This is a genomic window from Halobacterium sp. MBLA0001 (assembly GCF_049705385.1).
In the GTDB taxonomy this organism is placed as follows: Archaea; Halobacteriota; Halobacteria; order Halobacteriales; family Halobacteriaceae; genus Halobacterium; species Halobacterium salinarum.
The window spans coordinates 2058468-2085358 of the sequence record NZ_JBNAMQ010000007.1 but is presented as its reverse complement, the minus strand read 5'-3'; the positions used below and the strand labels follow the sequence as shown (position 1 = coordinate 2085358).

29 protein-coding genes and 1 tRNA gene are annotated in these 26891 nt (G+C 67.2%); 10 read left to right on the top strand and 20 right to left on the bottom strand.

Features of this window, described 5'->3' with window-relative positions:
- Positions 1 to 12 precede the first annotated feature (12 nt).
- The 3 genes from htr7 to ACOZ32_RS12285 all read right to left on the bottom strand — a co-directional run bounded on the left by htr7 (position 13) and on the right by ACOZ32_RS12285 (position 2425).
- Positions 13 to 1650 carry a chemotaxis signal transducer protein Htr7 gene (htr7, locus tag ACOZ32_RS12295; protein ID WP_205250940.1) on the bottom strand — a complete coding sequence of 546 codons (1638 nt, stop codon included), beginning with the start codon at positions 1648 to 1650 and terminating at the stop codon, positions 13 to 15.
- Positions 1647 to 1934, bottom strand: coding sequence for a hypothetical protein (locus ACOZ32_RS12290; protein ID WP_010903282.1), 288 nt, complete (start codon positions 1932 to 1934; stop codon positions 1647 to 1649). The genes htr7 and ACOZ32_RS12290 overlap by 4 nt, the downstream gene beginning before the upstream one ends.
- A 206-nt stretch (positions 1935 to 2140) precedes the next feature.
- On the bottom strand, positions 2141 to 2425 hold the full coding sequence (locus ACOZ32_RS12285; protein ID WP_049892515.1) for a translation initiation factor eIF-1A: 285 nt from the start codon (positions 2423 to 2425) through the stop codon (positions 2141 to 2143).
- A gap of 100 nt (positions 2426 to 2525) precedes the next feature.
- On the opposite strand from ACOZ32_RS12285, the gene ACOZ32_RS12280 reads away from it, so the two are divergent.
- The 4 genes from ACOZ32_RS12280 to ACOZ32_RS12265 all read left to right on the top strand — a co-directional run bounded on the left by ACOZ32_RS12280 (position 2526) and on the right by ACOZ32_RS12265 (position 6975).
- Positions 2526 to 4082 carry a phytoene desaturase family protein gene (locus ACOZ32_RS12280; RefSeq protein WP_205250939.1) on the top strand — a complete coding sequence of 519 codons (1557 nt, stop codon included), beginning with the start codon at positions 2526 to 2528 and terminating at the stop codon, positions 4080 to 4082.
- Between the two features lie 2 nt (positions 4083 to 4084).
- Positions 4085 to 5473 (top strand): cryptochrome/photolyase family protein, encoded by a 1389-nt coding sequence (locus ACOZ32_RS12275; RefSeq protein WP_205250938.1) that lies wholly within the window; start codon positions 4085 to 4087, stop codon positions 5471 to 5473.
- A gap of 63 nt (positions 5474 to 5536) precedes the next feature.
- Positions 5537 to 5968, top strand: a complete 432-nt coding sequence (locus tag ACOZ32_RS12270) for a universal stress protein (RefSeq protein WP_010903278.1) — start codon at positions 5537 to 5539, stop codon at positions 5966 to 5968.
- 53 nt (positions 5969 to 6021) lie between these two features.
- A complete protein-coding gene (locus ACOZ32_RS12265; RefSeq protein WP_235262751.1) occupies positions 6022 to 6975 on the top strand; it encodes a PAS domain-containing protein in 954 nt (317 codons plus the stop codon).
- Positions 6976 to 6988: 13 nt separating this feature from the next.
- Here ACOZ32_RS12265 and ACOZ32_RS12260 read toward each other — a convergent pair whose 3' ends face one another.
- Positions 6989 to 8179 carry a redox-regulated ATPase YchF gene (locus ACOZ32_RS12260; RefSeq protein ID WP_010903276.1) on the bottom strand — a complete coding sequence of 397 codons (1191 nt, stop codon included), beginning with the start codon at positions 8177 to 8179 and terminating at the stop codon, positions 6989 to 6991.
- Positions 8180 to 8300: 121 nt separating this feature from the next.
- Between ACOZ32_RS12260 and ACOZ32_RS12255 the strand changes: the two genes are divergently transcribed.
- Positions 8301 to 8975, top strand: a complete 675-nt coding sequence (locus ACOZ32_RS12255; RefSeq protein ID WP_010903275.1) for an SDR family oxidoreductase — start codon at positions 8301 to 8303, stop codon at positions 8973 to 8975.
- Here the strand turns inward: ACOZ32_RS12255 and ACOZ32_RS12250 are convergent, their stop codons facing one another.
- On the bottom strand, positions 8976 to 9665 hold the full coding sequence (locus ACOZ32_RS12250) for a YqjF family protein (protein WP_010903274.1): 690 nt from the start codon (positions 9663 to 9665) through the stop codon (positions 8976 to 8978). It lies immediately after the preceding gene.
- Positions 9666 to 9746: 81 nt separating this feature from the next.
- On the opposite strand from ACOZ32_RS12250, the gene ACOZ32_RS12245 reads away from it, so the two are divergent.
- Positions 9747 to 10607, top strand: coding sequence for a ZIP family metal transporter (locus ACOZ32_RS12245; protein WP_424335252.1), 861 nt, complete (start codon positions 9747 to 9749; stop codon positions 10605 to 10607).
- Positions 10608 to 10648: 41 nt separating this feature from the next.
- Here ACOZ32_RS12245 and ACOZ32_RS12240 read toward each other — a convergent pair whose 3' ends face one another.
- From ACOZ32_RS12240 to ACOZ32_RS12215, 6 genes are read right to left on the bottom strand one after another with little or no spacing between them, the layout of a single operon-like run.
- Positions 10649 to 10963: a transcription factor S gene (locus ACOZ32_RS12240; RefSeq protein WP_012289371.1), complete on the bottom strand. Its 315-nt coding sequence runs from the start codon at positions 10961 to 10963 to the stop codon at positions 10649 to 10651.
- Positions 10964 to 10970: 7 nt separating this feature from the next.
- Positions 10971 to 11396 carry a hypothetical protein gene (locus ACOZ32_RS12235; RefSeq protein ID WP_205250932.1) on the bottom strand — a complete coding sequence of 142 codons (426 nt, stop codon included), beginning with the start codon at positions 11394 to 11396 and terminating at the stop codon, positions 10971 to 10973.
- The gene (locus ACOZ32_RS12230; RefSeq protein WP_205250931.1) at positions 11393 to 12370 is read right to left on the bottom strand and encodes a hypothetical protein; all 978 of its coding nucleotides are present in this window, start codon (positions 12368 to 12370) and stop codon (positions 11393 to 11395) included. The genes ACOZ32_RS12235 and ACOZ32_RS12230 overlap by 4 nt, the downstream gene beginning before the upstream one ends.
- 44 nt (positions 12371 to 12414) lie before the next feature.
- Positions 12415 to 13254 (bottom strand): RAD55 family ATPase, encoded by an 840-nt coding sequence (locus tag ACOZ32_RS12225; protein ID WP_010903270.1) that lies wholly within the window; start codon positions 13252 to 13254, stop codon positions 12415 to 12417.
- Positions 13255 to 13279: 25 nt separating this feature from the next.
- Entirely contained in the window at positions 13280 to 14311 is a 1032-nt protein-coding gene (locus ACOZ32_RS12220; RefSeq protein ID WP_235158043.1) for a glycosyltransferase, read from the bottom strand.
- Positions 14308 to 15093 (bottom strand): MOSC domain-containing protein, encoded by a 786-nt coding sequence (locus ACOZ32_RS12215; protein ID WP_235218918.1) that lies wholly within the window; start codon positions 15091 to 15093, stop codon positions 14308 to 14310. The genes ACOZ32_RS12220 and ACOZ32_RS12215 overlap by 4 nt, the downstream gene beginning before the upstream one ends.
- Positions 15094 to 15244: 151 nt before the next feature.
- On the opposite strand from ACOZ32_RS12215, the gene ACOZ32_RS12210 reads away from it, so the two are divergent.
- Positions 15245 to 15580 carry a hypothetical protein gene (locus ACOZ32_RS12210; protein WP_010903267.1) on the top strand — a complete coding sequence of 112 codons (336 nt, stop codon included), beginning with the start codon at positions 15245 to 15247 and terminating at the stop codon, positions 15578 to 15580.
- On the top strand, positions 15577 to 17187 hold the full coding sequence (locus ACOZ32_RS12205; protein ID WP_235262649.1) for a methyl-accepting chemotaxis protein: 1611 nt from the start codon (positions 15577 to 15579) through the stop codon (positions 17185 to 17187). The genes ACOZ32_RS12210 and ACOZ32_RS12205 overlap by 4 nt, the downstream gene beginning before the upstream one ends.
- A gap of 228 nt (positions 17188 to 17415) precedes the next feature.
- Here the strand turns inward: ACOZ32_RS12205 and ACOZ32_RS12200 are convergent, their stop codons facing one another.
- The 7 genes from ACOZ32_RS12200 to ACOZ32_RS12170 form a co-directional block, all read right to left on the bottom strand.
- The gene (locus ACOZ32_RS12200) at positions 17416 to 18321 is read right to left on the bottom strand and encodes a hypothetical protein (protein ID WP_285271661.1); all 906 of its coding nucleotides are present in this window, start codon (positions 18319 to 18321) and stop codon (positions 17416 to 17418) included.
- A complete protein-coding gene (locus tag ACOZ32_RS12195) occupies positions 18318 to 19466 on the bottom strand; it encodes a hypothetical protein (RefSeq protein ID WP_285271660.1) in 1149 nt (382 codons plus the stop codon). Before ACOZ32_RS12195 ends, ACOZ32_RS12200 begins: the two co-directional genes overlap by 4 nt.
- A 535-nt stretch (positions 19467 to 20001) precedes the next feature.
- A tRNA-Pro gene (locus ACOZ32_RS12190) sits at positions 20002 to 20072 on the bottom strand.
- Positions 20073 to 20124: 52 nt separating this feature from the next.
- Positions 20125 to 21030, bottom strand: a complete 906-nt coding sequence (locus tag ACOZ32_RS12185) for an RNA-guided pseudouridylation complex pseudouridine synthase subunit Cbf5 (RefSeq protein ID WP_235262646.1) — start codon at positions 21028 to 21030, stop codon at positions 20125 to 20127.
- A 1-nt stretch (position 21031) separates the two neighbouring features.
- Positions 21032 to 21610 (bottom strand): (d)CMP kinase, encoded by a 579-nt coding sequence (cmk, locus tag ACOZ32_RS12180; RefSeq protein WP_010903263.1) that lies wholly within the window; start codon positions 21608 to 21610, stop codon positions 21032 to 21034.
- 55 nt (positions 21611 to 21665) lie between these two features.
- The gene (locus tag ACOZ32_RS12175; RefSeq protein ID WP_010903262.1) at positions 21666 to 22538 is read right to left on the bottom strand and encodes a DUF106 domain-containing protein; all 873 of its coding nucleotides are present in this window, start codon (positions 22536 to 22538) and stop codon (positions 21666 to 21668) included.
- 63 nt (positions 22539 to 22601) lie between these two features.
- Positions 22602 to 23252 carry an adenylate kinase gene (locus tag ACOZ32_RS12170; protein WP_010903261.1) on the bottom strand — a complete coding sequence of 217 codons (651 nt, stop codon included), beginning with the start codon at positions 23250 to 23252 and terminating at the stop codon, positions 22602 to 22604.
- A gap of 88 nt (positions 23253 to 23340) precedes the next feature.
- Between ACOZ32_RS12170 and ACOZ32_RS12165 the strand changes: the two genes are divergently transcribed.
- Together ACOZ32_RS12165 and ACOZ32_RS12160 are read left to right on the top strand one after the other, a co-directional pair.
- Entirely contained in the window at positions 23341 to 23751 is a 411-nt protein-coding gene (locus tag ACOZ32_RS12165; protein ID WP_424335251.1) for a hypothetical protein, read from the top strand.
- A 102-nt stretch (positions 23752 to 23853) separates the two neighbouring features.
- Positions 23854 to 25530, top strand: a complete 1677-nt coding sequence (locus ACOZ32_RS12160; RefSeq protein WP_424335250.1) for a potassium transporter TrkG — start codon at positions 23854 to 23856, stop codon at positions 25528 to 25530.
- Here ACOZ32_RS12160 and ACOZ32_RS12155 read toward each other — a convergent pair.
- Together ACOZ32_RS12155 and ACOZ32_RS12150 are read right to left on the bottom strand one after the other, a co-directional pair.
- On the bottom strand, positions 25527 to 25721 hold the full coding sequence (locus tag ACOZ32_RS12155; protein ID WP_285271137.1) for a potassium transporter TrkG: 195 nt from the start codon (positions 25719 to 25721) through the stop codon (positions 25527 to 25529). The genes ACOZ32_RS12160 and ACOZ32_RS12155 overlap by 4 nt on opposite strands.
- Positions 25722 to 25727: 6 nt before the next feature.
- Entirely contained in the window at positions 25728 to 26891 is a 1164-nt protein-coding gene (locus ACOZ32_RS12150) for an ABC transporter substrate-binding protein (RefSeq protein ID WP_424335249.1), read from the bottom strand.

The window sequence follows — 26891 nt, the reverse complement described above, 5'->3', positions numbered from 1 at the left end:
GACCGCAGCCGGTCAGTCCGACTGTCCGGCGGGCGCGTCGGTTGCTTCGCCGTGTGCCGTGCCGGTGGTCTCGGTCCGGAACTCGTTCAACCGGTCTTCGAGGGTGTCCGCCTGCGCGGCCAGTGACTGCAGGCTACTGGTCACCTCGGTGATCGATGCGGTCTGTTCTTCGGAGGCTGCGGACACGTTCTCGGCGCGATCGGCTGTTGCCTGGCTGATCGTGGCGATGTCGTCGACGCTGGAAACGACGCGTTCGGAGCGCTGGGCCTGTTCGTCCATCGCCTGACTGATCTCCTGGACGCCGTCGGTCGTCTCCTGGATGTTCTCGGTCACCGCCCCGAACGCGTCGACGGTCTCCTCGACGGCCGCCGCCCCGTCGTTGACGCGCTGCTCGGCGACCCGGATCTCCTCGACCGTCGTGGCCGTCTGTGACTGCACTTCCTCGATGAGCTCCGCGATGTCCTTGGCCGAGCGCTGGCTCTCGGTGGCCAGCTCTTTGACCTCGTCGGCGACCACGGCGAAGCCGTCCCCGTTGCTACCGCCGCCCGATCCCGCACGAGCGGCTTCGATGTTGGCGTTCAACGCCAGCATGTTCGTCTGCTCGGCGATGTCGCTGATGAGCTCCGCGATGTCGTCGATCTCGGTCGTGAGCTCTTCGAGCGCGTCGACGTTGGCGACCGTCGTCTGCATGGTCTCCTGGACGGCGTCGATCGCGTCGATGGCGTCCTCGGCGGTCTGTTTGCCCGCCGTCGCGACGTCCGTGGTGTCGGCCGCGGTGTCCGCGACGCTCTGTGCGGTCGCCGCCACCTCCTCGACGGTCGCGGAGTACGAATCCATCTCCTCGGCGACCGACTCCAGTTGCTCGCGTTGGTCGTCGGTGCCGGCGGCGATCTCCTGGACGGACTCGCTGACCGTCTGGCTGGCGTCCTGGATCTCCTTCGCGCCGGCGGTGGCTTCCCGGCTGGCCGTCGTGACGTTCGTCGAGAACCCCTGGATCTCGTCGATCGTGCGCTCCATCGTCGTCAGCATGTCGTTGACGACGGCTGCCACTTCGGCGATCTCCGCGTTGTCGGTCGTGGCGTCCACCCTGGCGGTCAGATCCCCGTCCGCCGCCGCTTCCAGCGTCGCTCCGACTTCGGTCGCCTGGGATTCGAGGTCCGCCGCCAACTGCTCGATCTCCGCGCTGCGTTCCCGTGCGTCCTGTTTGGCCGATTCGGCCTCGGCCGTTTGCCGCTCGGCTTCGGCCTGCTTCTGTTCGGCTTTCTCGCGGGCGCGCTCCGCCTCGGCGCGCTCTTCCTCGGCCTCCTGGCGGCGCTGGGCGCGCTCCTCGACCAGCGCCTCCATGTCCTCGACGATGGCCAGCGTCGCAGTCCCGCCGATCGCGAACACCGCCACCGTCGTCGCCATCAGCGGCCCCGTCGCGAGGTTGAAGATCTGCGTGGCGACACCGGCTTTCTCCAGCATGAGCGACACCGTCCACGTCACGCCGAGCAGTGAGGCGAACGTGAACGCCATCCAGAACGCCGCTTCAGCGTCCGTGTCCCGGTAGTTCCGGTAGCCGAGCGCGGCCGCGGCACCGAACCCGATCGCGCCGACCGCGTCACCGAGGGGCGCAACGACCGCGTCAACGAAGACGGCAGCACCACTCATGCCGTGTCCTCCGTTGCCGTCATCCCTTGCCGGCGCTGGTAGGCCGCGAACAGGAACGTCACGCCAGCGAGCCCGATGCCGACGACGTGCTCAGTGGCGTTCAACACGACCGGCAGAACCACGGCTTCGAGGTTGGTCGCCACCATCCCGACCACGAGCAGGAGGTAGCCGACCGTGAACAGCTTCGTGCTCTCCTTGTACTGGCTCACCACCGGGAACAACCCCAGCACGGCCACAATCAATCCCACAACTTCCAGAACACCGAACGCCCCAATTGCTGCCATTGCACACACTTACTTCCCGAGAACGTAGGAATGTTACCCGAACGGTGCTCTCTCACACACGTTCCGGTGAAAGATTTTGCGTCCGGACGCGTGCACGGGATCAGGTGGCATCGACTGGCACGCAGCGCGGACTCTCCGATCGCGCGACGAGAAGCACAGCTATGCGGGGCGAGAAGCGGTCGCGGCGCGGCCTGCTGTGGGCGCGGTTATTCGATGTGGCCTTCTTCGCGGAGCTGATCGGCGTCCTGGTCGGAGTACCGCCACTCGACGTTCGCCTTCTCGTCCTGCCAGTCCCACGGCTCGGCGAGCACGACGTCGCCCTCGTTGATCCACGTCCGGTACTTCATGCGGCCGGGAATGCGTCCCATCCGCTCTTTGCCGTCCTCGCACTGCAGCGTCACGTGGTTCCCGCCGTCGTGTCGCTTGACGACCGCAAACACTTCGTCGTCGTTGGGCATTCGGAGGTTCCGCCGCCCTGACTCATCGCTCACACGCTGCCTACGCGCCCGCCACAGTAAAAGGGCGCGGTCCCCCGCGATGCCCCATCAGTCACAACCCGGCTTTTTGTTGCCGGCGATCCAACACCACTCCATGCAGGGGAGCCTACCCGGTGAGCGTGACGTGACTGTCGTGGGCGGCGGCTTCGGCGGGCTCGCCGCGGCGGCCTACCTCGCCCGCGCCGGTGCCAGCGTCACACTACTCGAACAACACGACACCGTCGGCGGCCGCGCCGGCGTCCTCGAACGCGACGGGTTCCGGTTCGACACCGGCCCGTCCTGGTATCTGATGCCCGACGTCTTCGAGCGGTTCTTCGACCACTTCGACCACGACCCACACGACTTCTACGAGCTCACCCGCCTCGACCCCCAGTACCGGGTGTTCTGGACGGACGGCGACAGCGCGACGATCGAACCCAACCGGCGCAACGCCCACGAGCTGTTCGAGTCCTACGAAGAGGGCGCCGGCGACGCGCTCGCGACGTACCTCGACCGCGCCGCCACCAACTACGATCTCGCGATGAACCGCGTCGTCTACCCCGACCGGACGGCGTTCCGGGATTACGCGAGCACCGACATGCTCCCGCTGGCGTCCCGGCTGCGGCTGTTCGGGAACATGGACGACTACGTCTCGCGGTTCTTCGACCACCCCAAGCTCCGCCAGCTCCTCGAATACACGCTGGTGTTCCTGGGTGGTGCACCGCACAACACGCCCGCGCTGTACTCCATCATGAGCCACGTCGACCTCAACGGCAACGTCTTCTACCCCGAGGGCGGCATCGCCGGGGTCGTCGACGCGCTCGCCGAGCTCGCCGTCGAGCAGGGCGCAACGATCGAAACCGGGGTCGGCGTCAACGCCATCAGCGGCCGCCGCGGCGAGTTCACGCTCGCCACCGACGACGGCACACGAACCACGGACCTCGTGGTGAACAACGCCAACCCCGCGTACGCCGAGCGCGAACTCCTCGACACCGGCGGCCGCGACCACGCCCCCGACTACTGGGACGACCAGACGTACGCGCCGTCGGCGCTCATGTTCTACCTCGGCGTCGAGGGCGACGTGGGGCCACTCGCGCACCACTCGCTGGTGTTGCCCCCGGACTGGGACGGCCACTTCGCCCGGCTCTTCGACGACCCGGGGTGGCCCGATGATCCGGCGTTCTACCTCTCGGTGGCGTCGAAGACCGACGACACCGTCGCGCCCGACGGCCACGAAGCGGTGGTCATCCTGCTCCCGATCGCGCCCGGCCTCGACGACACCCCCGAGATCCGGGCGCAGTACCGCGACCGCCTGCTGGGGACGCTGGCGGCCCAGACCGGCGTCGACCTCCGGGACCGCATCGTCGTCGAGGAGTCCGCCTGCGTCTCGGAGTTCAGCGAGCAGTTCGGCGACCCCGGCGGGACGGCGCTTGGCCTGGCGCACACGCTGTTCCAAACCGGGCCGTTGCGCCCGGGGAAGCGCGACGGCCCCGACGGCCACTACTACGTCGGCGCGTACACGAACCCCGGGATCGGCATGCCCATGTGTCTCATCAGCGGCGAGCACGTCACCAAAGCCGTCATCGACGACGATCCCGCGGCGTCGGGCTCGACCGACCCGCTGGCCGTCCCCGGGGAGTTCAACTTCGACACGCCGACCACGGCCGACTGACCATGCACCTGTACTGGCACCAACGCGACCTCCGCGTTCCCGACAACCGCGGCCTCCACGCCGCCACCGACGGCGACACCGTCGTGCCCGTCTACGTCTTCGACGACACCGTGCTCTCCCAGGTGGGCCGCCCCAAGCGCGCGTTCCTCGCCGCCGGCGTGCGCGCACTGCGGGCGGCGTACCGCGAGCGCGGCAGCGACCTCCTCGTCCGCGAGGGCGACGCCGAATCCGTGCTGCCGGCGCTGGCCGACGAGTTCGACGCCGACACCGTGTTCCACGCCGCCCACTACGACGCCGCGCGGCGGAACCGCCGCACGCGGGTCGCGGACGCACTCGCCGCCGCGGGCGTCGACACCGCGGGCCACGTCGACCACACGCTCGTCGACCCCGCGACCCTCGACGACGCCTACCCCTCTCACAGCCAGTTCTACGACGACTGGCAGCAGGCACCGAAACCCGACCCGGTGCCCGCGCCGGACGCCGACGCGCTGGCCGACGTCCACGACGACCACACGCTCTCGGTCCCGGCCCCCGAGCCGCCGCTCCCGGATGCGGGACACGCGGCCGCCACCGACCGCCTCGCGGCGTTCCTCGACGACGGCATCGCGTCGTACAACGACACCCGGGACGACCTCGCGGCGGCGGTCGACGCCCCTACCAGCGCCGTCTCCCGGCTGTCGCCGTATCTCGCGGCCGGCAACATCGGCGTCCGCGAGGTGTGGGCGGCCGTCGCCGACGCCTACGACGACGCCACCGGGGACGCGGCGCGGAACATCGGGAAATACCGCTACGAGCTGTCCTGGCGCGAGCAGAACTACCACCTGCTGTACCACACCCCCCGCCTCCAGACGGAGAACTACGTCAGCTTCGACGCCCCGATCGCGTGGCAGAACAGCGACGACCACTTCGAGGCGTGGACCCGGGGGGAGACCGGCTACCCGCTGGTGGACGCCGGCATGCGCCAGCTCCGCGCGGAGGGGTACGTCCACAACCGCCCCCGGCAGGTGGTCGCCAGCTTCCTCACGAAACACCTCCTGGTGGACTGGCGGCGCGGCGAGCGCCACTTCGCCGACCGGCTGGTGGATTACGACCCCGCGAACAACGCCGCGAACTGGCAGTGGACCGCCTCCACCGGCACGGACACGGTCGCCGTCCGCATCTTCGATCCGGTCAGCCAGATGGCGAAATACGATTCCGATGCGGCGTTCGTCACCGAGTACGTCCCCGAGCTGCGCGGCGTCGACCCCGAGACCATCGTGGACTGGCCGACGCTGCGCCACTCCCAGCGCGAACGCCTCGCGCCCGACTACCACCACCCGATCGTCGACCGCGACCACGCCTACGAGCGCGCCCAGCGCGTCTTCGAAGCGGCCCTGGACGGGGACGCGTGACCCGGGCCGCGGCCACACGCTGATTCCGCGGCGGTTTTACCGCGTGTCCCCGTAGCGCCAGCCATGTACGACCGGATCCTGCTCCCGGTGGACGACAGTGACTCGATGGACCGCGTTGTTGAGCACGCCGCCGACGTGGCCGGCCGCCGGGACGCCACCGTTGACGTGCTGTACGTCCTCGACGATCGGGCGTTCCTCACGCTCGACGACGGCATGCAGGACGAAGCCACGGCGCAGCTCCGCACGCAGGGCGAGCGCGCCGTCGAACACGCCGCCGACCGCCTCTCGGAGGCGGGGGTTGACACCGAAACGTACGTCCGCGACGGTGACCCCGCGGATGAAATCCTCGCGGTACTCGCCGAGGACGGCGCGGACCTCGTCGTGATGGGGACGCGGCGCGGCGACTTCGAGCAGTCCATGCTCGGCAGCGTCTCCCGGGACGTCGTCGAGTCGACCGAAACACCCGTGTTGACCGTCCCGGTCACCGAGGACTGAGTACCGCGGCGTCGGGGCCAACGTATTTGTGGCTCGTCGGTGTGGCCCGAGACATGGATCCCCGCACAGACGAGTTGGACGAACGACAGGCTGTGACGGACGCGATCAACGTGACGTACGTCCTCGGCAGCGGCGGCGGGGCCGGCGAGCGCACCGCGGCCCGCCTCGAACGCGTTGCCGGCGACGTCCCGATCGCCGTCACACCCACGACCGACCCGATGTCGGTCTCCGACGACGCCGGCTGTGTCGTCGCCGAAACCGGTCTCCACGGCGTTGACATCGTCTCCGTGGTGGCGCGGCTCGCGGACGCCGACGTTCCCGTGGTGGTGGTCGACGACCCCGACGGCAGTGTTGCTGCCGGATCGGCCATCGACGCCGGGGCGACGGCCCACGTGCGTGCCCGGCCGGACGGGGACACAGCACGGGTGCTCGCGAACCGCGTTCGGGCCGCCGTCGAGCGGCGCCGCGACCGCGAGTCGATGTCACACACCGAGCGCCGGCTCCGGCGGGTGATCGACTCGCTTCCACAGTGCGTCCTCGAAAAGACACTCGACGGCGAGTACCTCCTCGTCAACGACTCGGGGGCGTCGAACTACGGGCTGGACCCCGACGCCGTCGAAGGGCACCGCGAGGACGAGTTCCTCCCCCCGGATCTCGTGGAACGCTTCCACCGCGAGGACGAACAGGTCATCGCCGACGACGAGGCGCTGCACATCCCCGAACAGCACGTCGACGACCGCGTCATCGGCGACGATCGCGTCGAGGAAGTCTACAAGCTCCCGTTCGACGACCCGGACACGGACGCCGACACCGTGTTGACCGTGGTTGCGGACGTCACCACGGCCTACGAGCGCCGCCACCGACTCGCCGGCGCGGCCACCCACATCGAGGACGCCATCTCCCAGATGGCGTCGGCGGACCCCGACCACGATCGCATCCGGTCGCTGCTCGACGCAGCCCACGAGTACGCCGTCGGCGACTCCGAGCGCGCCGTCGACCCCCAGTAGCCGCCGGCGTCGGTCAGTTCGTCGAGATGATCTCGATGACCGCCCGCGAGTCGAGGTCCTGGTCGGCGGCGATCTGGCGGTTCGCCCGGCAGTCAACGGCGTGCAGGAAGCCGTCACCGACATCGGAGTGAACGGCGTACGCGAAGTCCTCGGCGGTCGCGTCGGGTTCAAGCAAGAACACGTCGGGCAGCACGCGCCCGTCGGCGGTGCCCAGGCCGTTCGCCGACCCGGGGAAGACGGGCTTGACGCCGAGCGCGTCGAACAGCGCCGCCTCGATCGCGGACTGCACGCCGGTGCCGCCGTACTCGGTGACGAACTCCCGGATCGACTCCAGGCCAGCGCGCTGGTCGTCGCTTGGCTCGCCGACGATCGTGAACGCGTCGTCGCCCGCCCGGTAGTCGACCACGCCACCCTGGTCGGCCTGCGTGAGCGCCTGCTCGGCGTGCGCGCTCACGGGCACGAACTCCAAGTGGTCGTACTCGTCGTCGTCGGTGATCGCCGCCCAGTTGGCTTGGGCTTCCGGGGTGTCCATCTTGTTCGCCGCGACCACCATGGGCTTGGTGCGGGTGCGCATCTCGCGGGCGAGTTCGAGGCGGTCGGCGTCGTCCCAGGTGTCCGGGTCGAACGCCAGATCCAGGGCCAACAGCACCTGCTTGACCTCCTCGGGGCTCGTGCGGAACGCGCTCATCTGCTCGGCCAACTCGACTTCGAGGGTGGCGTCCGCCATGTGCTGGCCCTCGTAGCGCTCGATGCCCTTCTCTAGGACGTCGAGGTACCACTGATCGAGCTCCGTTTCGAGGAAGTCGATGTCCTCGCGGGGGTCGTGGCCCTCGGTCGCCTCGCCCTCGATGTCCGTCGTGCCGGAGAAATCGACCACGTGGATGAGCACGTCCGCCTCGTTGAGGTCCGTGAGGAACTGGTTGCCGAGGCCCGCGCCCTCGTGGGCACCCGGGATGAGGCCCGCGACGTCCACGAGCTTCGTCGGGACGAACCGCGTGCCGTCCTCGCAGAACCCCGTTGCGGGCGTACACTCCTCGCCGAACTCGGGGGCAGCACACTCCACACGAACGTACGCTTCGCCGACCGCGGGGTCGATGGTGGTGAACGGGTACGCGCCCTCCGGCACGTCGTTGTTCGTCGCTGCGTTGAAAAACGTGGACTTGCCCACCGAGGGCTTGCCCACCAGGCCGACGCGATAGCTCATTGATCACCGGCAGGGGGTTCTCGCCTAAACGGATTGCTACCTGCGGCCCGTATGCGAACCCGGGACAGACCCACCGCTGTGGCACCGGCGCTTTTACGCTGGCGGCGCTCCACGGTGGCGTATGAGCGAGACAGTCGTCGTGACTGGGGCGGCCGGCGGTATCGGAAGCGAAGCAGCCCACGCGTTCGCCGACGACGGCGCCACCGTCGTGCTCGGCGGCCGGAACCGGGACGCCATCGAAACGCTCGCCGCGGAGATCGGCGCGGAGTGGCTGCGGGCCGACGCGCGCGACGAGTTCGACGCCGAGCGACTGATGGAGACGGCCTCCCGGGCGGGTGATTCCTCCGGCATCGACGTGGTCGTTCCGTGTGCCGCCGTCTACCACGGCGACGCCGGACACACGCCGCTCGGGGAAACGGGCTACAGCACGTTCGACGACACCATCCGGACGAACGTGCGCGGGGTGTTCGCGACCGTGCGCGAGGCGCTCCCGCACATGGACAGCGACGGCCGCGTGCTCGTCCCAACCGGCAGCGTCGCCACCGACCCGAAACCCGGCTTCGGCGCGTACGCCGTGTCGAAAGCCGCCGCGGAGGGGGTTGCGAGGCAGTTCGCGGTCGACTGCGAGCCGGCTGTCGGCTGCGTCGATCCCGGCGCGGTCGACACCGAACTCCACGGCATGGGGGGCCGCGATCCAGCCGACGTCGGGGGGTTGTTCACGTGGGCGGCGTCGGTCCCCGACACCCTCGATGGCGGCGTGGTCGGGCTGAAAGACTGGAAGCAGGCGACCCGGTGATCAGACCACCGTGGGCAGGCCAGCGGTGACATCGACGCCAGGACTGTAGGCGATGTGGGGGCTGCCGGCGGGCTGCTCGAACCCGTTGGCGGTGAAGAGGTCGTTCCGGCGGACGTCCAGGGTGGCGTCGGCGAGCTGCCAGGGGTCGTGGTCGACCGCTCCCTGGTAGACGGTGCCGTCCTCGCTGGCGACGAAAAACCGATACCGCTCCAGGAGGAACGCGGTCAGCGACCCGGGGGTGGCGCGCGAGCACGCGCCCGCTTGCTCGTACGTCGCGTCGAAGGCAAGCGACGGCTGGCCGGCGTGCGTGCGGGTGCTGCGAACCGCGAGCGCGCCGCCCGCGCGGCGTTCGATCCGCATGTCCGCGGTGTAGTACGGCAGCCCGAACAGCCGGCGGGCGACCCGGACCCCCAGGGCGTCGGTGGCGTCCAGGTTGAAGAAGTAGATGCCGGGGCGGCCGTCCACCGTGACGTACGTGCGGAGGTTCAGCTCCCCGAAGGTGCGGCCGACACCCGACGGGAGACCGCGAGGACGGATGTTCTCCATCACGAACGGGACCACCGAGAGGTACGCGTCGCCGTCGTGGGTGTCGACGTCGACCCCGTCGGGGAGTCGGTCGGCGACGACCTCGGGGTCGACCGGCCAGCTCGCCACCAAGACGTCGGCCCACCGCATGGATAGCACGTCCATACCAGCGGGTTCGTGCGCCGGCAGCTTGGCGCTGTCGCCAACCGACAGGTTGTTAATACTGGGTACAGATTTAATAATCGAATGTCGGTTTCACACTCCACGTCGAGCGCACGCGCCCGCACGATCCGGCTCGGCGCAGCCAGCGCCATCGCCTTCCTCGCCCTCTCAGCGTACGTCTCTCGCACCGGAGACGCCCCCAAACTGGTGGGCATCTCCTGGGTGGCGTTCACCGCGATGGCCGGCGCCGCCGCGCTCGGCGGCCACACCACCGCCGACCACCCCCGTGGGCTCGTCTGGGGGTACGGCCTCGCCAGCGGCGCAATGATCGCCAGCGCTGCCGCCTTCCTCCTCCCGCAGGCCATCGGCTACGCCGCCAAACCGGGCGGGTTCGGCGTCGCGGCCGGCATCCTCACCGGGTTCGGCGCGCACACCATCGGCCACCGGCTCTCGCACCTCGACCTCCCGCTGGACCGCACCACCGCCGAACTCTCCGCGCACTCGCTGGCCGCCGGCTCCATCATCGGCGTCGTCTACACCGCCATGCCCGGCCTCGGCCCCCTCCTCGGTCTCGCCATCGTCTCGCACAAAGGCCCCGCCGGCTACGCCGCCGCCCGCCGCCTCGCCCGCACCGACCGCTCCCCGGCGATGCTGCTGTTGCCCGCCGCCGGCGTCGGCATCGCCGCGCTCGCCGTCACCGTCGTTTCGTTCCCCACTGCCCCGGTCTTCCGGGCGGTCGTCTTCGGGTTCGCCGCGGGCATCTTCCTGCACGTCGCGATGGACTTCCTACCGCACTGCGAGACCGGCAGCGACGTCCACGACGCGGTCACGCGCTCCGCCCACGACCACGACCACGCCCTGCTCGACCGCCTGCGCCTCCACGCCGTCGCCTCCACCGGCCTCGGTGCCGCCGTGGTCGCCACGGCCTGGGTTCTCCTGCAGTAGCTACACCCGAATCCGACAACTGCGGGCGTCTTCCGGCTCGGTTAGTTGTAGTCCCGCCACCGGTTGCCACAGTCCTGGCACTTGAAAAATCGCGTTGGCGGCTCGTCGGCGCTTCCGGTCTGCTTGATCGTGTACCACGCCTCGCCGTGGCCACACTCCGGACACGTCTCCTCGGCAGTCGGCTTCCCCTCGGAGGCCGCGTCCTCGCTGGTCTCGATGACATCGCTGGTGTCCTGGCTGGCGGTCTCCACGAACCCCTCGCTGCCCTCGCTGTCGGCGCTCGCGCCACAGGACGCACACACCATCTCGCCGTCCTGTTTGTGCATCATCGAGCCACACTCGTCGCAGAACTGCATACCTCGATTACTCGTGGTCGGCGGAAAAATCACTCGGGTCGTCTCCCGCCCGCCGGGCGACGATCGGACAGTCAACCACCCGGAAATGATCCACGTCCACCATCGCCGCGATCGTCGTGCCCTCGTGGGTGCAGCCCATCTCCGGCGGCGCGGCGAAGTGCGGACAGCCATGACAGAGACTCGACTCCACGACGGTCGTCTCCCCGTCGTCGGCCGCCGCGCTGTCGGTCGCGGCTGCACTCGACGGTGCCGCCGCCGCGCTGTCGGCGTCCGTCGCGAGCGCCGTCCACACCGCGTCCTCGTCGATCTCGGCGACCGACATCTCCTCGAACAACGCCGCGACATCGGCTCCGCCGTCGTCGTCGTGGTCGCGGCGCTCGTCGATCCGTCGGCGTACGTCGGCCAGCGGCTCGTCGGTCTCGTCGTCGCTCACGCCCCACCACCGTCGTTGCCGGCGTCCTCGGCGTCGGCGTCGAGCACCTCGGACGGCTCCATCGGCCCGTCGCCGTCCCCGCGGGAATCACCCGCGGACGCCATCCGCTCCAGTGTCTCCGTCTCCGCCCCGAGCCACGACTGATCGGAGTCCTCCCCCTCGCCGTTGCCCTGCGGGCCGCCGGCCGCAAGCGCCGGCGTCTCGCCGGTTTCCAGCGTGTGATTGCTGAACCAGCCCGGGTCCGGTGATACGTCCGCGAACGCCGCGCCACAGAACGGACACTCCGGGGCCGTCAGCAGCGCGACGTCCACGGCCTGCTCACATCCCTCGCAGTCCGCCGTCCGCACGCCCGCGACGTTCGCCGCACGCTTCAGGGCGTCCACCCGCGCCCGCCGGGCTTCGGCCGCGCCGACGCTCCGCACGGCCTCCCGCATCGACACCACCGCCTGCGCGAGCGTCGACACCTTCTCCGAGAGCCCCGCTGCCTCCTCGTCTAGGGACTCGGCCACCGCCTCGAAGTTCTCGAAGCCCGCGTCGACGCGCTCGGTCACCGCGGTCACGTCCTCCGCCACCGCGTCCACGGTCCCCTCGGCGTGCTCGGCGGCCGCCAGCGCCGCCTCGACGTCGGCCGCCAACTCGGGGTGACCGTGGCCGGCGTCGGCTTTCCCGTCGGTCTCGCGTTTCACCTGCACCACGCGCTCCCGGATGTCCTCCACCAACTCGTCGACTGTCGCCTCGTGGTCGTCGAGTTGCGCCTCCAGTTCATCGACGCGGCTCGTCACCTCCGTCAGCCGGTCACCGACCCCCTCGTCGGCTGCCAGCTCGCCGTCTTCGACGCTCCGATAGGCGGCCACCACGCGTTTCAGAAACGCGTCCTCCTCGTGGCCCAGCTCCTCGGCGCGCGCGGCCAACCAGGCGGCGGCCGGCCCCTCCAGAGTCACGCTCTCGACGCCATCCGACGTGCCGTCGGGCATTCGTTCGAACTTACTGTGCGGTGGTCTTAACGGTTCGGGGCAGCCTACCTGATCTTCCGCACGTCGCTGATGTCGAAGCCGCTGTCACGGATCTCGGTCTCGAACTGCACGATGTCGTCCTCTTCGAGCCGCCCGAGCACGCCACGGAACTCCCGCACGAACATCGTTCGAACCCGCTCGTTGCCGCCGCTCTCCCACGCGAACTGCACCGTGCCGTCCACCGACGACATCAGGCTCCCGAACTCCTCGCTGCGCACCGCATCCCGCGTCAGATGCAACAGGATCAGGCCGCTCCAGTCCCGCGCGGCCTTCCGCAGTCCCTTCAGCGTCATCACCACGTCGGAGAACGCCATGTCAGAGGACCGCCGCCCGATCAGATCGTTCAACGAATCCACCACCACGAGGCTGCCGCTGGCGTGTTCGTCGAGGTAGTCGGCGAACCGCTCCAGTACGTCCCGCGTGTCCTCGCCGGTGTTCCCGAGATCGCGCACGGTCTGGTGTTTGTCGGCGTACCACGACCGCGGCACCGGGCTCAACTGGAAGTACTCCGGTGACAGGTCGGCGAACGTCACGGCGTCCGCGCCAGCCGCCACGATCTCCTCGTCCATCGTGAACGCGATCTCGCGCTGTAACTCCGCCTCGTTCGCGGTGAACGACACGTAATGGATCTCCTCGGGCTGTCGAGCGCTCCCGTGAGGGCTGCCGTAATGCAGGTCGAACAGCTCTGGGTCCGCGGTCGCAACCGCGTTCATCATCGCCGCCGTGTACAGGAACTCCCGCGCCCCCGCGCCGGCCTCCCCGGACAGCAACACGACACTGCCCTCCGGTGCCCCACCCCCGATGCGGCTGTCCAGCCGCGAGATCCCGAACGGTATCGTCGCCATACCACGCCCCTCGCACGGTCTGCGCTTACGTCTTTTGCCACGCCGCACGGTCTCCCATGACCCGATCCGCAACCACGGGCGCGCCGTTGGGGAACGACGGCGCCGCCGGCGGCTGGGCGACCGCAGCCACGGCCTCGTCGGGCGTCGTGGCGACGGCGAACCCATCACTTGCAGCGAGGAACTCCGCGACGCCGCGTTGCTCGCTGGTGAACGGATACACCACACACGGCGTGCCCGCCACGGCGGCCTCCATCACCGTCGAATAGCCCGGACAGACGACAACGCTCGCCTCGCGCAACACCGGCAGCATCGACCGAACAGTCGTCCAGTCGTCGCCGCCCACGACGGTCACGCTGCGCCCCCGCTCGCGCAGCCGCCCGGCGACCGCGCCGAGATCGTCGGAGTAGGTGCTCGGTGAGACCAACACGTCGACGTCCGGCACAGCACCGTCCAGGGGGACGTCCAACGCCAGCGGCGGCACGCGCTCGACACCGCGCGGATCCCCAGCACGTGCCGGCCAGACCGCCGGATAGAAGAACGTGCGGCTGGCGGTGACCTGCTGGCGGGTCAGAAGCGCGGCCCCCGCGCGCTCCGCGCGGTCGTCGTAGTAGCCCGGCGTGTTGTGCGTGCAGACGTACTGGGGAACACGCGCCAGCAGCGCCGCCACCGACGCGAACATGTCATCGGTAACCACGCAGTCGGCGTCCACTCGCCCCAGCCACCGGGCGACATCACGCACCCGACGGACGGCATCCGGCACGCTTCCCGTGAGCACGTCCGCCAGCGAGCCGTCCGCGCCCTGGTAATCGCCGATGAAGTCCACGGCCGTCGGCACGAACTCCTCGTAGCCGAGCAACGCCGCGAAGCGCTCGCCCGGCCCGCCGCCCGCCACCTCCACGGTCGCCCCCCGGGACTGGAGTTCGCGGGCGATCGCCAGCATCCGCGTGGCGTGGCCGGCCCCTTCCGGGTAATGCACGACGGCGACGGTCGCGTCCATGCCGGAGGGTGCTTGCGGGGCACGCAAGCCGGTTTCGGTCGCCGCTCCCGGCGCGCTCACGCCGCCTCGTCGAGAACGGCAACGCCGTCACCGACTGCGAGCGTCTCTCCCCCCGAGATGTCGGGGGCCCGCGCCAGGATCATCGCAGCGTACTCGTGGTCGAACGCGTCGCCGTCGGCCCACTCGGGGAACGTCCGCTCGCGGTTCGCACAGAACGTTTTCCGGAACTCGGGTAGCGGCTCACCCGTGTCCGGGTCCCGTGATGGAACCACGCACCGATTACACGGGGTCACGCCCTCGAAGCGAACACCGCCCACCTCGAACGCCGGCGCACCATCGCCCACGAACCGGTCCTCCCAGAACGCCGGCACGCCCTCGATCTCGATGTTCGCCCGCAGCCGTCGCCGCGCGCCGGCCACGGTCATCGAGTCGAACCAGTCCGCGATGGCGTCCAGTGTGGCCGTGCTGACCACTGCCGGCCCCATGTCTGCCCGATCCACGAACCCAGTGGGATCGCTGCGCATCGACACTGAGACTGCCAGCCGGCTGTCGAACCAGTCGCCGGCCGCCGACAGCCCCTCGTCGTCGCCAAGCGAGAACGACGCCCGCTGGCCGTCGGGGTCCGTCACAGTCAGTGTTCCCGTTTCGGGCTCGTAGTCGGTGCGGAACGCGTGCAACGCGGGGCGGCGTTTCGCGGTCACGATCGACCCCGTGTCGGAGTCCACCAGCGTGAACGTCCGGTCGTGGTGTAGTTGCCCGTGGGTTCGCAGTGTTACGGTCGATCGGTGCTCGCTGTCGAGGCCTTTGATCGGATACACGTACAGTCCCGCGATGGCTGCCATCTCCTTGCGCCACGCCTGGCACCGTGATAACTGTTGGGTGGGCTCCGACGCACCAACCCATTTTTCCACCACGAGCGCCTGTCAGAGCGATTGTATTGCCTGATGTGTACGGCCGACACACTATTCACTGACATCACATAATACTGCGTTCATGATGGGCATCCTGGAGGTGCTTGATCCGCCGAAGGCTGTGCTCCCACTCATCGCACTCATCGGACTCGTTCCCGTTGTGGCGCGATACCGGACCGAATCACGGTGGTTCGTCGTCGGATACGGCCTGCTGGCCGTTGCGACGCTCGCAACCAACCTCGAAAACATCGTGCTCGGGGACGTGCTCAACGGCACCGAACACGCCCTCGGACTCATGGGCTCCGGGATCGCGTTCCTCGTCGCGGGCTACTACCGCCGCCAGACCATCCTCGACCCCCAGTCCGACGACGCAGCCACCGGCGACGCCGCCCCGGCCGCCGAGGGTGACGACCAATGAACCACCTCATCGTGCTGTTCGACGTCATCGCCGTCGCCGCCTACGTCGCCGCCGTCGGCGTCGGCATCCAGACCTACCGCGACACCACTGACATCGCGGGCTTCTGGGTGAACTACACGTACATCTGCGGGCTCGGCTTCCTCTGGACGGGGGTCGTCGCGCTCGAATGGATCGGCGTCGCCGGGCCCGTCATGGACGCGTTCAGCACGTCCCTGCTGGCCGTACTCATCGGCGTCGTCGCCATCTCGTCCACCGGCACGATCTCGATCGTTGAAGACCTGAAAACGTCGAACGCACGCGCCCACCGCCGCCGCAAGGACGCCGAACAAGCCAAACGCCGCGCCGACGAGCAACGCGCGCAGGCACAGGAAGCCAAAGCCGAAGCCCAAGACGCCCGTGAGGAAGCCGAGACGCTGGCCGCCAAGCTCCAAGAGCGCGCCGCCGAACGCGACGCACAGCTCTCGAAGAAAGCCTCCGAATACAGTTCGGTCATGGAGAAAGCAGCCAGCGGCGACCTCACGGTGCGCGCGAACTCCAGCAGCGACAGCGACGCGATGACCGAAGTCGGGCAGGCGTTCAACGAGATGATCGCCGCCTTCGAGGAGATGGTTGCGCGCACCCGCGAGTTCGCCGGCGACGTCGCCGACAACAGCCGCGACATACACGCCAGCGTCGACGAAATCGAAGCCGCAAGCGAACAGGTCGCCGAATCCGTCCAGGAGATCTCGGCCGGCACCGACCGCGAACACACCCGCCTCGCGGACGCAACGGACGAACTCCAATCGCTGTCCGGCGCCGTCGAAGAAGTCGCCGCCTCGGCCAGCCAGGTCGCCGACGTTTCCGACCAAGCCGCCGACCGCGGCCGCCAGGGCAGCGACGACGCCGCCGCGGCGGTCACACAGATGACCGACATCCAATCCGAGACCGAGGCCGTCGTCTCGGAGGCCAACGCGCTTGCCGCCGAAGCCCAGGAGATCCGCCGCGTGGTCGATCTCATCAACGACATCACCGACCAAACCCACCTGCTGGCGCTGAACGCCAGCATCGAAGCGGCGCGCGCCGACCAGGACGGCGACGGGTTCGCCGTCGTCGCCGCGGAGGTCAAGGAACTCGCCGAGGAGACCAACGAGGCGACCGACGAGATCGAGACGCTCGTGGACAACCTCCTGTCGTCCACGCAGTCGGTCGTCGACGACTCCGAGCAGATGGCCGACACCGTCTCCTCGGGCACCGAAACCGTCGAAAACGCGCTGACCGCGCTCGAAGAGATCGGCGACCACGTCACCGATGTCAACGAAGCCGTCCAACAGATCGACGACGCGACCGACGCACAGGCGGCGTCCGCCGACACCACCGTCTCGATGATCGAGGAGATCGAGGACATCAGCGAGCAGAACAGCTCCGAGGCCGCCAGCGTCTCCGCCGCCGCCCAACAGCAGACCGCGTCGCTGTCGGATGTCACCGACGGCGTCACGCGCCTCGTTGACCGCGCGGACACCCTCCAGGACGTCCTCACTGGCTTCACCGTCGACAGCGACGACTACGAACTGGACGTCGACACGTCACGACCCGCCACGACGAACCCGGAACTGGAAGCCGACGACTGACGCCCCCACCGGCGCGTTCTTTTATCGCCGGGCAGTGTCCGTCCTCCAGCTTTGCCAGCCCTGCCGACGGCACCGAGTAGTGTGTCTCGCTCGATCAGCCGACGGTTGTAGGATCTCCCCTGGACGAACGCGAAGTGAATAAGCACACACAGAATTGAACTGGTTGCTCAGGACGGATTCTACAGCACTATTCAATGGTCATCGGGACTGGCGGGGCCATGCACTTGGCTATCGCTCAAAGAACTCGTCAAGTCCTGGCACTTCGCCAGTACTTCTACCCCGCTCACTCACCAGCGTCTCGATATCCAGAATCTGCGGCATGTGTTCGGGCGTGAACTCTAGCTCTCGGTTCTCGTCGTAATCACCCGCTCCGACCTCGTCAACGAGTCCGAACGCGTTTTCCACTCTGCCGGGCTCCAGGCTCCGGTAATTGAAGTGGCTCCGTAGCTGCGATACACCAACGGTCACCGGCTTGGAGACTGCTCTCTGCCCCCAGATGTTACAGATGCTGACCGCAATGCTCTCTATCTCCAAGCCGTCAGTCATCGACACTGTGACGCGAGGCGTTTCCGACATCTCGATTCCGTAATCCAGCCACTTGGTGAGCTCCTGAGAATCGAATTCCCCCACCATCAGCTCCAGGCGGCGATCCCCTTCACGCCCCATAACAGGACAATTCGATTTCATTTCCATCAGGCGCTCGCGACAGTTCTCCCACTCATCTCGGCACTTCTCTACGTAGCCACTGTCGACGCCATCGTAATAGATGAATGGCTCAACAGCATACACGTCGCCTGAGAGTCCGAACCGTCCGACGTCGACGTTTTCCATATACTCCTCAGCTGCGTCAATCGTTACGCTGTCCAGTCGTCTTGCTTGCTCGACGTCTCTCTGGTCGATATTGTTTCCCTGCTTCACTTCGGCAAGTAGCAGAGTTTCGCCGTCATAGAACGAGAAGTCAGGTTCAACTGCGGTGTCGGTGTGCCGATTGTCTATCGTCGGGAAGAAGTTCGTAAGGCGAAATCCTCGCTCAGAAAAGCCGTGGTAGCTGTTCCGCGATTGGTACGCGGACAAGAACGCGTTATAGGCGTCTATCTCTCCCTTCTGGCGCGACCATGACGGCCCGCCGCTCACTGTGCTTTCACCCGAGTTTCCTTTTTCCTGACAGAGTAGGTTGAATCAAAACTGTCGAGTACAATTCGAGTGAAGGCACGCAGACTGAGTGCTGTCGTGGTCTCTCGGGCGTGAAGAACCAACTCGTTCGATTCGATACCAACCTCAAAGACCTCCTCGTGCTCTTTGTCGTAGACGAAGAACGTATCTCCTCCCCACCGCCCGACCTGGTATCGATTCTTTGAGAAGACATCTTCTTCAAGCTCCTTGTCAAGCGATTCCGCTTCGTCCCGCTCTGGATCGTGTAATTCTATACTCGTGTATTCGTCGACAACGAAGCCGGGCTCGAACAATTTCCAACTCGTATCCGCGCTGATCTTGAACCGTTCTGTATCCCGAGAAACGAACTCTTCGGACGTGTTCAGCAGTGTATCCGCAGCCTTCCCTTCTGAACCCTCTCGAACGCTCTCCAATTTGAGAAACCCATCATTAGACCCAGAACCCTGAATTGCCGTTGTAGGACTATTACTCTGGTTGAACTCGATTCTCGTCGGTGTAGCAGAGAACGTGCCTTCGGCTTTCTCTAGGTCGCCGTTCTCTGCACCATGGAACTGGAGTGTTGCGTCTCTATCCTTGTGTTGAGAGTGGTATTCTGCCGTGAATCCCGCGATTTCTGAATCTACGATACCTCGCATTGAGTCTTCCAAGTCGTCGGAAGAGAGATATACACGCTCCAACTGCGGGAGGTACTTGATGACCTTCTCAATGGTGTCTTCCAGCCAGTGCTTCAACTCTGTCGAGAGGAACCAAAGCGTATCACCACGGTCTACAACGACTGCCTCGTCTATTCGGTCATAACGAGGGTACGAGACGCTGAGGAACGTGACTCCGTCATCCGTCTGCTCTTCGTCGATAACGACTTTGTTGAAGAACTTCTGAGCCGCCTTCTTCGCATTCTCGTCTTCCGTTACACTCAGACCAGCTTCGTCGAAACAACCCTGGATGTCCTCAGAATAGTCGACGATGTAGAGCTTCAAGTCGGTCGATTTCGAGTTCCTCGTCTCTTTTTTGTCTATTTCTGCACCACTCTTCGTGACTTCAGAGATGAGTTCCAGAATCACCTCCCTCTCGTTGTGGCCCTGAATATCGGATGGATCGATGTTCATATTGGTGGTTTATTCATGGACAGGCTTGATTAGTCTGCCCACTCTTGACGTGTCAATATCCTCTCGCAATCGATGTTATGTGTTTCCCTGAAAACGCCGCGTGTGAAAACGGACCAGCCGCGGATCCGGTGCTAAACTTCTACCGTTGGGTGCGCTTGCTGGCAGAACCCGGGGTCGCTGCATATACGCCGGAAAGTCGTGTTTGTCCGTTCGTAGGAACTGCCACGTGCCGTGGTCGAAGCGCCCGCCCCGCAGCATCCCCGGTCCTACGATCCGGCCGGAGAATTCTTCGTTATCCAATATATACTAAGTCTTATAATTCTGCATTGCCTGTACTGTCCTCGCTGGATACAGCTTTGACCACATCTTCTGGTTGTCTAGTTACTCCACTGAACAATTTACATCAGACAATGGATTTTGTTGACTCGCTCACCCGCTCATATTAAACAAGCGCGTTGCACACAGACGTGCCTCCTCGAAAACTGAGCCAGCAGGCCGGGCGTATCCCGCGACAGGAATCCGGCCAGAATTGGAGTGGGACCGTCGAGATTCGAACTCGAGTCCGACGCACCCCATGCGCCGAGGATACCGCTACCCCACGGTCCCGTATCTGGGTGGAGGCGCGGTCCACCATTAAGACCTTCGTTTCGGCGGCGGGCTACACGAGCACGCGTTCGAGGGCAACGACCACGCCGGCGTCCGCGTCCGGATCGCCGACCAGCCGACCGAGGCAGACCGCCGTCCCGCCTGCGGTGTAACACGCCACCAGCGCCCCATCCGCCGGCGGTGTCGGCAGGGCCGTGGTGTCGATGACGCCCGGCGCGTACACCGGCGCACCCGTGGCGACCTCGTGGGCTGCCGAGTCGGCGATGGTGAGCCGCGGCAGATGCGTGAGCGCGCGCTCGGCGGGCTGGACCGCTGCGCGCAGCGCGTCCGCGGGTGCGTCCGGCGGCTCGGTGTCGTCGGTGTCGCGCAGCCACGCCACCGCGTCCGCGAGGTCGTGCAGCGTGACGAGGTCGGTGTCGTCGAACGGCGTGGTGGCGCTGCGGCGCAGATGCCCCATGTGGGCGTTCGTGCCGAGCGCGCGGCCGATGTCGTGGCAGAGCTTCCGGATGTACGTGCCCGACTCACACCGGATCCGGAGCAGGACCTGGCGGCCGTCCACGTCGAGCACGTCGAGGTCGTAGACCGTGCGGGTGCGCAGGCGGCGCGCGACCGCGGATTTCTTCGGCGGCTTCTGGTAGATCTCGCCGGTGAACGCCTCGATCACGTCCGGGAGGGTGCGCGGCGGGTCGTCGTGCAGCTCCAGGACGGCGACGTACTCCTTGAACCCCTCCAGGAGCGCGGGTGCGATCCGGGTCGCGGTCCCGGTCAACACGGGTAGACAGCCCGTGACCTTCGGATCGAGCGTGCCGGCGTGTGCGGCCTTCTCCACGCCCACGAGGTCTCGAATCCACGCCGACACCTGGTGGGCCGACGGCCCCGGTGGCTTGTCCAGGTTCACGACGCCAAACGACAGCACTGCCGCCGGGCTGCGCTCGCCGGGTGGCGGTCGAATCCCCATGTTAGAACTGATAGCGGACGTTCTCAATGGGTGTTGGGCCTTCGTCGCGCTCGGCCTGGTAGGCGTCGACGGCGTCCAAAACGATGTCCGTGACGGCGTCGGGCCCCCAGCGGGCGGTGTTCACCGACAGGTCGTAGATGGTGATGTCGTCGAAGTCGATGGCGTAATACTCCTCGTAGCGCTGGGTCTCGGATTCCTCGCGGGCCTCCGTCTCGGCGCGGGCCGCCGCCGGCGTCTTGTCCTCGCGCTCGGCGATGCGGCGCGCCCGCACGCTCATCGGGGCGTCCAGCCAGATCTTGATGTCGGCGTACTCGCCGGCCATCCAGCCGGCCAGCCGGGACTCCAGGACGATGTCGTCGCGCCCGCGGGCGGTCTCCCGGAGGCGGCGGTCCAGGTCCTTATCGATCTGGGGGTCCTCCTCGGCGAGCTCGTTGAACTCCGCGAGCGTCAGATCCCGGTCCTCCGCGAGCCCGCGAAAGATGTCACCACCGGAGATGTGTTCGTAACTGAGGTGATCGGCGAGCGTCGACGCGACGGTGCTTTTCCCGCTCCCCGGCGGTCCGGAGATTGTGACCAACATATCCGACCTGGGGGTGGCCGGGACAAAGAGGTTTTGAACCGCGGCTGCCGGCGCGCTACGTGGGCGTCGTCTGGATGTTCAGCGCCTTCCGGATGATGTTCGAGAAGCTGAACGAGCACATCATATACCAGAGGATCCACGCCGGGAACACGAGCACGCGGCCGCCGTTGAGATCGATCTCACCCAGCAACGGCAACACCATGTTGAGCTCGCTTTGCGGGATCGTGCCCGTGCCCAGCTTCCAGTACATCCAGAGGAACACCGGGATCGTCAGCAGCATGATCCACACCATGGGGCGGAACTGCTCTTTCATCATGCTGGCCTGATCGCCGAACGCCTCCATCTGTTCCTCGCGGAGGCGTTCGACCGCGGCGTCGTCGCCGCGCTCTTTCGCCGCGGACATCTTGTCCTGGAGCTCCTGGGCTTGCTCCTGGTATTTCGACATCTTCTCCATGTCCGTGAGGTTCGCCTGGAGGATCGTCGTGTACAACCCAGTCAGCACCGCCAACACCAGGATCACGACGTAGAACGGCATGATCGAGTCCAGGGGCCCCAACACGACGTTGATCGTGCCGCCGATCGCGTTCTTGATCGGCGAGTAACTGTACCCGATCATCGCGCCGACGGCCCCGACGCCCGCGAGCTTGTCGTACGTCGACCACGACGTGCCCTCGGGGCTGTCGTCGTCGCCGTCGTCGTCGGGTGCAAGCCCTTCCTCGACGCCGTCGGGGTCACCGACTTCGAACCCCGTGTCGCCCTCGACGAGGATGTCTTTCTCCAGGAGGCGGCCCCACTGGCCGCTCGAAACGTCGTCGCTGACGTCCTGCCACTGGAGGTCGCCGTCATGGTCCAGGAGGTCTTCGAGGATCGTCGCCATCTCGGGGTCCTCGCGAACCAACGACTGTACTTTCTCCGCGGTTCGTGCCATCGTGTGGCCGTGTTAGCGACGGCGGCTTGAATCGCTTACGGAACGCCGGCCCAGGCGCCGACGCTACGCCGTGCGCTCGTCGACGGCGGCCGCCACGTCAGTCCAGACCTCGTCGGGTGTCCGTTCACCGTCGACCTCCGCCAGCACGCCCTGTTCGCGGAAGTACTCCACGACCGGTGCCGTGTTCTCCTCGTAGACCGTGATGCGCTCGCGGGCCGTCTCCTCGGTGTCGTCCTCGCGCTGGTAGAGGCTGCCGCCACACGCGTCACACACGCCCTCGGTCTCGGGCTGGTTGAACGACACGTGGAACGTCGCCCCGCAGTCCTCACAGACCCGTCGCCCCGTCAGCCGGCCCACGAGCTCGTCCTCGTCGACGTCGAGGTACAACACCACGTCCAGATCCGTGATCGAGTCCAGATACTCCGTCTGGCTCTCGTTGCGCGGGTAGCCGTCGAGGACGTACCCGTCGGCGTCGTCCAAGGCGGTCTTGACGATCTCGTTGACGACCGCGTCGGGCACGAGTTCGCCGGCGTCCATGTACGCGCCCGGGGTGTCGTACTCCACGTCGAGGTGGGTGATGTCCTTCGTCTTGTTCGCGCGCAGCGCGTCCCCGGTGGTCACGTGTTCGACGCCGAACTCGTCGACCAGTCGACGGCTCTGCGTGCCTTTTCCAGCGCCCGGTGCACCCAACAGCAGTACGTTCGGATGGCTCATAGCGTTCTTTCACCGGCCCCGATTAAGGGCGTGTCGTTCCCGGTTGCCACACCCCGCCTGCTTTGTGGGTGCGCCCGCAAACACCACCATGACTCGATTCGACGCCGACACCGAAGCCGCCCGCATCGAACTCGTCGCCGACACGGTTGCCGCACACCGCGACCGCGACAGCCAGTTTTGCACCCTCGAAGCCGCGGCCGACGCCAGCGACACCCCCGAATCCCTCCCGCCGTGGGTGCAGTTCGCCGACGGCACGCTGAACCTCGACTGCACGGACGGCGAACTGGAGGCGCTGCACACGACGCTCAGCCGGTACGGCGCGTTCACCATCGCCGACCGAACCACCGTGGAGCCCGACACCGCCGAGGAATCACCCGGCACGAACGTCCGCATCGACGCGCGCGCCGACGACGATCGCGTCGGGCAGTTCGTCGACACCGTCTTCCAAGCGGTCTACGGACTGCCCACCGACTTCGAGCTCTGGGCCGTCGAAATCTGAGCCACACTCCGCCAACGCCCGCCGCCACCGCAAGCGGGGCACTTTTCCATCCGCGCTGTCGACATACGCCACGATCCGCACCGCGGTGCCATCCCACAACGCATGTCACGCGCGAACGCCAACCGCAGACGCGACCTCGCCACCATCGCCAGAGACGTCGGCGGCCTCGTTCTCATCGCCGCGGGCCTGATGTCCGCGAGCGTGCTCGTCGCTGCCGGCTTCCAGGAGTGGTACGCCGCCCTCGGGTTCCTGCTTGCAGGCGGCCTGAGCGCGACCATTGGCGGGCTCGCGCGCCGCCGGTTCGCGGACGCTCCCGCGCCCAAGATGAAACACGGCATGGTGATCGCGGCCGGCGGCTGGTTCGCGATCGCGGTCGTCGGCGCGCTCCCGTTCCTCTTTACCGCGTGGCTGACGCCGCCAGCAGCCATGGCGCGGTTCGTGCCCACCGATGCCACCTGGACGGCCGTCAGCGTCGGCAACACCACCACCCTGTCGAGTCTGGCGTACTTCCGCCAGCCGCTGCACGCGCTCTTCGAGAGCATGAGCGGGTGGACCGGCAGCGGGCTCACGATGGCGATCCACGAGCCGTCCCTGCCCCGCAGCATCCAGTGGTGGCGGTCGCTCACCCAGTGGGTGGGCGGCGTCGGCGTCGTCGTGCTCACCGTCTCCATCCTCGCGCGGCCCGGATCCGGCAGCTACGCGCTCTACCGCAGCGAAGCCCGCGAGAAGAAGATCCACCCCAGCGTGGTGTCCACCGTCCGCACTGTCTGGAAGCTCGTCGTCGGATACACCGTCGTGGGCGTGGCCGTGCTGTTCGTCGCGATCCGCGCCAGCGACTACGGCGCGGCCCTTCCGGTGTGGGACGCCGCCTGGCAGGCGCTCAACCACACCATGACCGGGCTCACAACCGGCGGGTTCAGCGTCACCGACAACTCCATTGCGACCTACGACGCCCCCGTGATCGAGGCGGCACTGCTGCCCATCATGGTCGCCGGCGCGATCGCGTTCCCCATCCATTACCGGCTGCTCGCCGACCGCGACCACGGTGTGCTCCGGGGGGACCTCCAGACGCGGTGGCTGTTCGTGCTCCTCGGCGGCGGCGTCGTCGTGCTCGCCGCACAGAACGTTGCCGCCGTGCCCGTGACGCCCGACGCGGTCACGCAGTGGACGCCCGCGATCGGTGACGTTCCGGTGTTGTCGCCCGCACAGGCCGACGCCGCCCGCGATGCGACCTTCCAGTGGGTGAGCGCACTCACCTGCACGGGCTTTCAGTCGGCTCCCATCGGCAACTGGATCGCCGGCGGGAAGATCCTCGTTGTCGGCGCGATGACGATCGGCGGTGCCGCCGGCTCGACGGTCGGCGGCATCAAGATCATCCGCGCGTACACCGCCGTTCGCGGGTTCATCTGGCAGTTCTCCCGGGTGTTCCTGCCGTCGAACGCGGTCGTCACGGCGCGCATCGACGGCCGCACGCTCGATCGGGACGCCATGGAACAGGAGTTCAGCGAAGCCGCCATCGTGGCGCTGCTGTGGGTGGTGTTGCTGTTCGCCACCAGCCTCGTGTTGGTGAACCTCGCGGGGCCGTCGTTCAGTTACGCGGACGCCCTGTTCGAGGTCGCCAGCGCCCAGGGTAACGTCGGGCTGTCCTCGGGCATCACCGGCCCGGACATGTCACCGATCGCAGAAGCCATGTTCCTGTTCAACATGTGGATCGGGCGCTTGGAGATCATTCCCGTGTTGGTGTTCGCGCGCGCCGCGATCTCCGGCCTCGACCCCTAATCCCGCCAGTACGACCCCGTGAACAACACGAGCACGGGCAGCATCTCCAACCGCCCCACCAACATCAACCCCACCAGCACCAGCTTCGAGACGCTCGTGAACACGCCCACGACGCCCGCGTAAACCCTGAACTCGTCGTCTCCGGTGAGCGCCTGCCAGACGAGCGCGAAGTTCGTCCCCGCGGGACCCACGCCCGGCTACTGGGCGTCTCCAGTGACGATGGCGGCGACCCGGCTGCGGTCGAACAGCCGCTCGGACGCCGGCAGCGCGGGATACGACCCGCCGTCCTCGAACCCCGGCCACGCGCCGAAGACATCCGGATACAGCTGTTTGGCGGTCATCTCCAGTTGGAAGAGGTTCATGATCGGGCCCTGATACCGCATGCCCGACGCGTACACGCGGTCGTTCGCTACGGCGGACAGCCGCCCGCCGACCGCGTCACCCCGGAGGCGGCTGCGGACGGCGTCCATCTCGTAGTTCGGCGTCGCCCCCCAGAGATGCAGGATCACGTCCGGATCGGCGTCCAGCATCGTCTCGTAGCCGACGGTCCCCCAGAGGCTCGCCCAGTCCGCGTCGGCGAACGCGTCCCGCGCGCCCAGCGGCCGGGTGTCCGCCAGCCAATACCCCGGCTCGTTGAGGTGGTAGGTGTAAAACGACCCCTCGTCGTAGGTCACACGCACGGCCGTCGGCCGGTCCCGCTTCGGCGGGAGGCGGTCGGCGATGGTCGCCACGAGGGTCTCGTGGACGCGACGTAACGCCTCGAACCTGGCGCGCTCCTGGAACACGTCCGCGACCCGCCCGAACAACTCCCACAGCGTGTAGTAGTCGTATCCGTCCCGGTAGCCCTGTGGTGGGTCGGCACGCGTCCCGCTGTAGAAGTTCCCGAACCAGGGGCCGACGTCGGACGCAATGGCCTCGATGTCGCGCGCGTCCCAGGCGTCCTGTGTGCTGACGTACGCCGGGTCGACGAAATGCACGTCGCTGTCGAGGGCGTAACACTCCTCGGGCGTGAAGCCGTCGGTGAGCGGATCGGGAAGCCCACCGTAGTCGAAGTCAACGCCGTCAAGCCGGTCGTAGTAGGCGTTCATCGTGGGGCCGCTCATCTCGGGGACGTAGATGGCGTTGACGGCATCGCCGTGGCCGAGCGCCACGGCCATGTCGGCGTACTGTGGGAACACCACGAACGCGCGGTCGGGCACCCCAGTGAGGGTGAGATCCCCGACCGGAGCCACTGCCGCGTGGTGGCTCGCGGCCGGTTCGGTTGACGTGCTGGTGTCGCTGTGGCTGGTGCAGCCGGCCAGAAGTGCGGCTCCAGCCGCGACGTGCCCCAAGCAGCGGCGTCTGGTTGCTTCCCCGGACAT

What these genes read in the sequence shown, in the direction of transcription:
- ACOZ32_RS12150 (WP_424335249.1), bottom strand. Translation starts at nt 26,891, where the DNA reads ATGTCCGGGGAAGCAACCAGACGCCGCTGCTTGGGGCACGTCGCGGCT.
- ACOZ32_RS12255 (WP_010903275.1), top strand. Translation starts at nt 8,301, where the DNA reads ATGAGCGAGACAGTCGTCGTGACTGGGGCGGCCGGCGGTATCGGAAGC.
- ACOZ32_RS12185 (WP_235262646.1), bottom strand. Translation starts at nt 21,030, where the DNA reads ATGGGGATTCGACCGCCACCCGGCGAGCGCAGCCCGGCGGCAGTGCTG.
- ACOZ32_RS12265 (WP_235262751.1), top strand. Translation starts at nt 6,022, where the DNA reads ATGGATCCCCGCACAGACGAGTTGGACGAACGACAGGCTGTGACGGAC.
- ACOZ32_RS12245 (WP_424335252.1), top strand. Translation starts at nt 9,747, where the DNA reads ATGTCGGTTTCACACTCCACGTCGAGCGCACGCGCCCGCACGATCCGG.
- ACOZ32_RS12225 (WP_010903270.1), bottom strand. Translation starts at nt 13,254, where the DNA reads ATGGCGACGATACCGTTCGGGATCTCGCGGCTGGACAGCCGCATCGGG.
- ACOZ32_RS12270 (WP_010903278.1), top strand. Translation starts at nt 5,537, where the DNA reads ATGTACGACCGGATCCTGCTCCCGGTGGACGACAGTGACTCGATGGAC.
- cmk (WP_010903263.1), bottom strand. Translation starts at nt 21,610, where the DNA reads ATGTTGGTCACAATCTCCGGACCGCCGGGGAGCGGGAAAAGCACCGTC.
- ACOZ32_RS12240 (WP_012289371.1), bottom strand. Translation starts at nt 10,963, where the DNA reads ATGCAGTTCTGCGACGAGTGTGGCTCGATGATGCACAAACAGGACGGC.
- ACOZ32_RS12170 (WP_010903261.1), bottom strand. Translation starts at nt 23,252, where the DNA reads ATGAGCCATCCGAACGTACTGCTGTTGGGTGCACCGGGCGCTGGAAAA.
- ACOZ32_RS12175 (WP_010903262.1), bottom strand. Translation starts at nt 22,538, where the DNA reads ATGGCACGAACCGCGGAGAAAGTACAGTCGTTGGTTCGCGAGGACCCC.
- htr7 (WP_205250940.1), bottom strand. Translation starts at nt 1,650, where the DNA reads ATGAGTGGTGCTGCCGTCTTCGTTGACGCGGTCGTTGCGCCCCTCGGT.
- ACOZ32_RS12165 (WP_424335251.1), top strand. Translation starts at nt 23,341, where the DNA reads ATGACTCGATTCGACGCCGACACCGAAGCCGCCCGCATCGAACTCGTC.
- ACOZ32_RS12210 (WP_010903267.1), top strand. Translation starts at nt 15,245, where the DNA reads ATGATGGGCATCCTGGAGGTGCTTGATCCGCCGAAGGCTGTGCTCCCA.
- ACOZ32_RS12205 (WP_235262649.1), top strand. Translation starts at nt 15,577, where the DNA reads ATGAACCACCTCATCGTGCTGTTCGACGTCATCGCCGTCGCCGCCTAC.
- ACOZ32_RS12160 (WP_424335250.1), top strand. Translation starts at nt 23,854, where the DNA reads ATGTCACGCGCGAACGCCAACCGCAGACGCGACCTCGCCACCATCGCC.
- ACOZ32_RS12230 (WP_205250931.1), bottom strand. Translation starts at nt 12,370, where the DNA reads ATGCCCGACGGCACGTCGGATGGCGTCGAGAGCGTGACTCTGGAGGGG.
- ACOZ32_RS12280 (WP_205250939.1), top strand. Translation starts at nt 2,526, where the DNA reads ATGCAGGGGAGCCTACCCGGTGAGCGTGACGTGACTGTCGTGGGCGGC.
- ACOZ32_RS12195 (WP_285271660.1), bottom strand. Translation starts at nt 19,466, where the DNA reads ATGAACATCGATCCATCCGATATTCAGGGCCACAACGAGAGGGAGGTG.
- ACOZ32_RS12260 (WP_010903276.1), bottom strand. Translation starts at nt 8,179, where the DNA reads ATGAGCTATCGCGTCGGCCTGGTGGGCAAGCCCTCGGTGGGCAAGTCC.
- ACOZ32_RS12275 (WP_205250938.1), top strand. Translation starts at nt 4,085, where the DNA reads ATGCACCTGTACTGGCACCAACGCGACCTCCGCGTTCCCGACAACCGC.
- ACOZ32_RS12250 (WP_010903274.1), bottom strand. Translation starts at nt 9,665, where the DNA reads ATGGACGTGCTATCCATGCGGTGGGCCGACGTCTTGGTGGCGAGCTGG.
- ACOZ32_RS12290 (WP_010903282.1), bottom strand. Translation starts at nt 1,934, where the DNA reads ATGGCAGCAATTGGGGCGTTCGGTGTTCTGGAAGTTGTGGGATTGATT.
- ACOZ32_RS12215 (WP_235218918.1), bottom strand. Translation starts at nt 15,093, where the DNA reads ATGGCAGCCATCGCGGGACTGTACGTGTATCCGATCAAAGGCCTCGAC.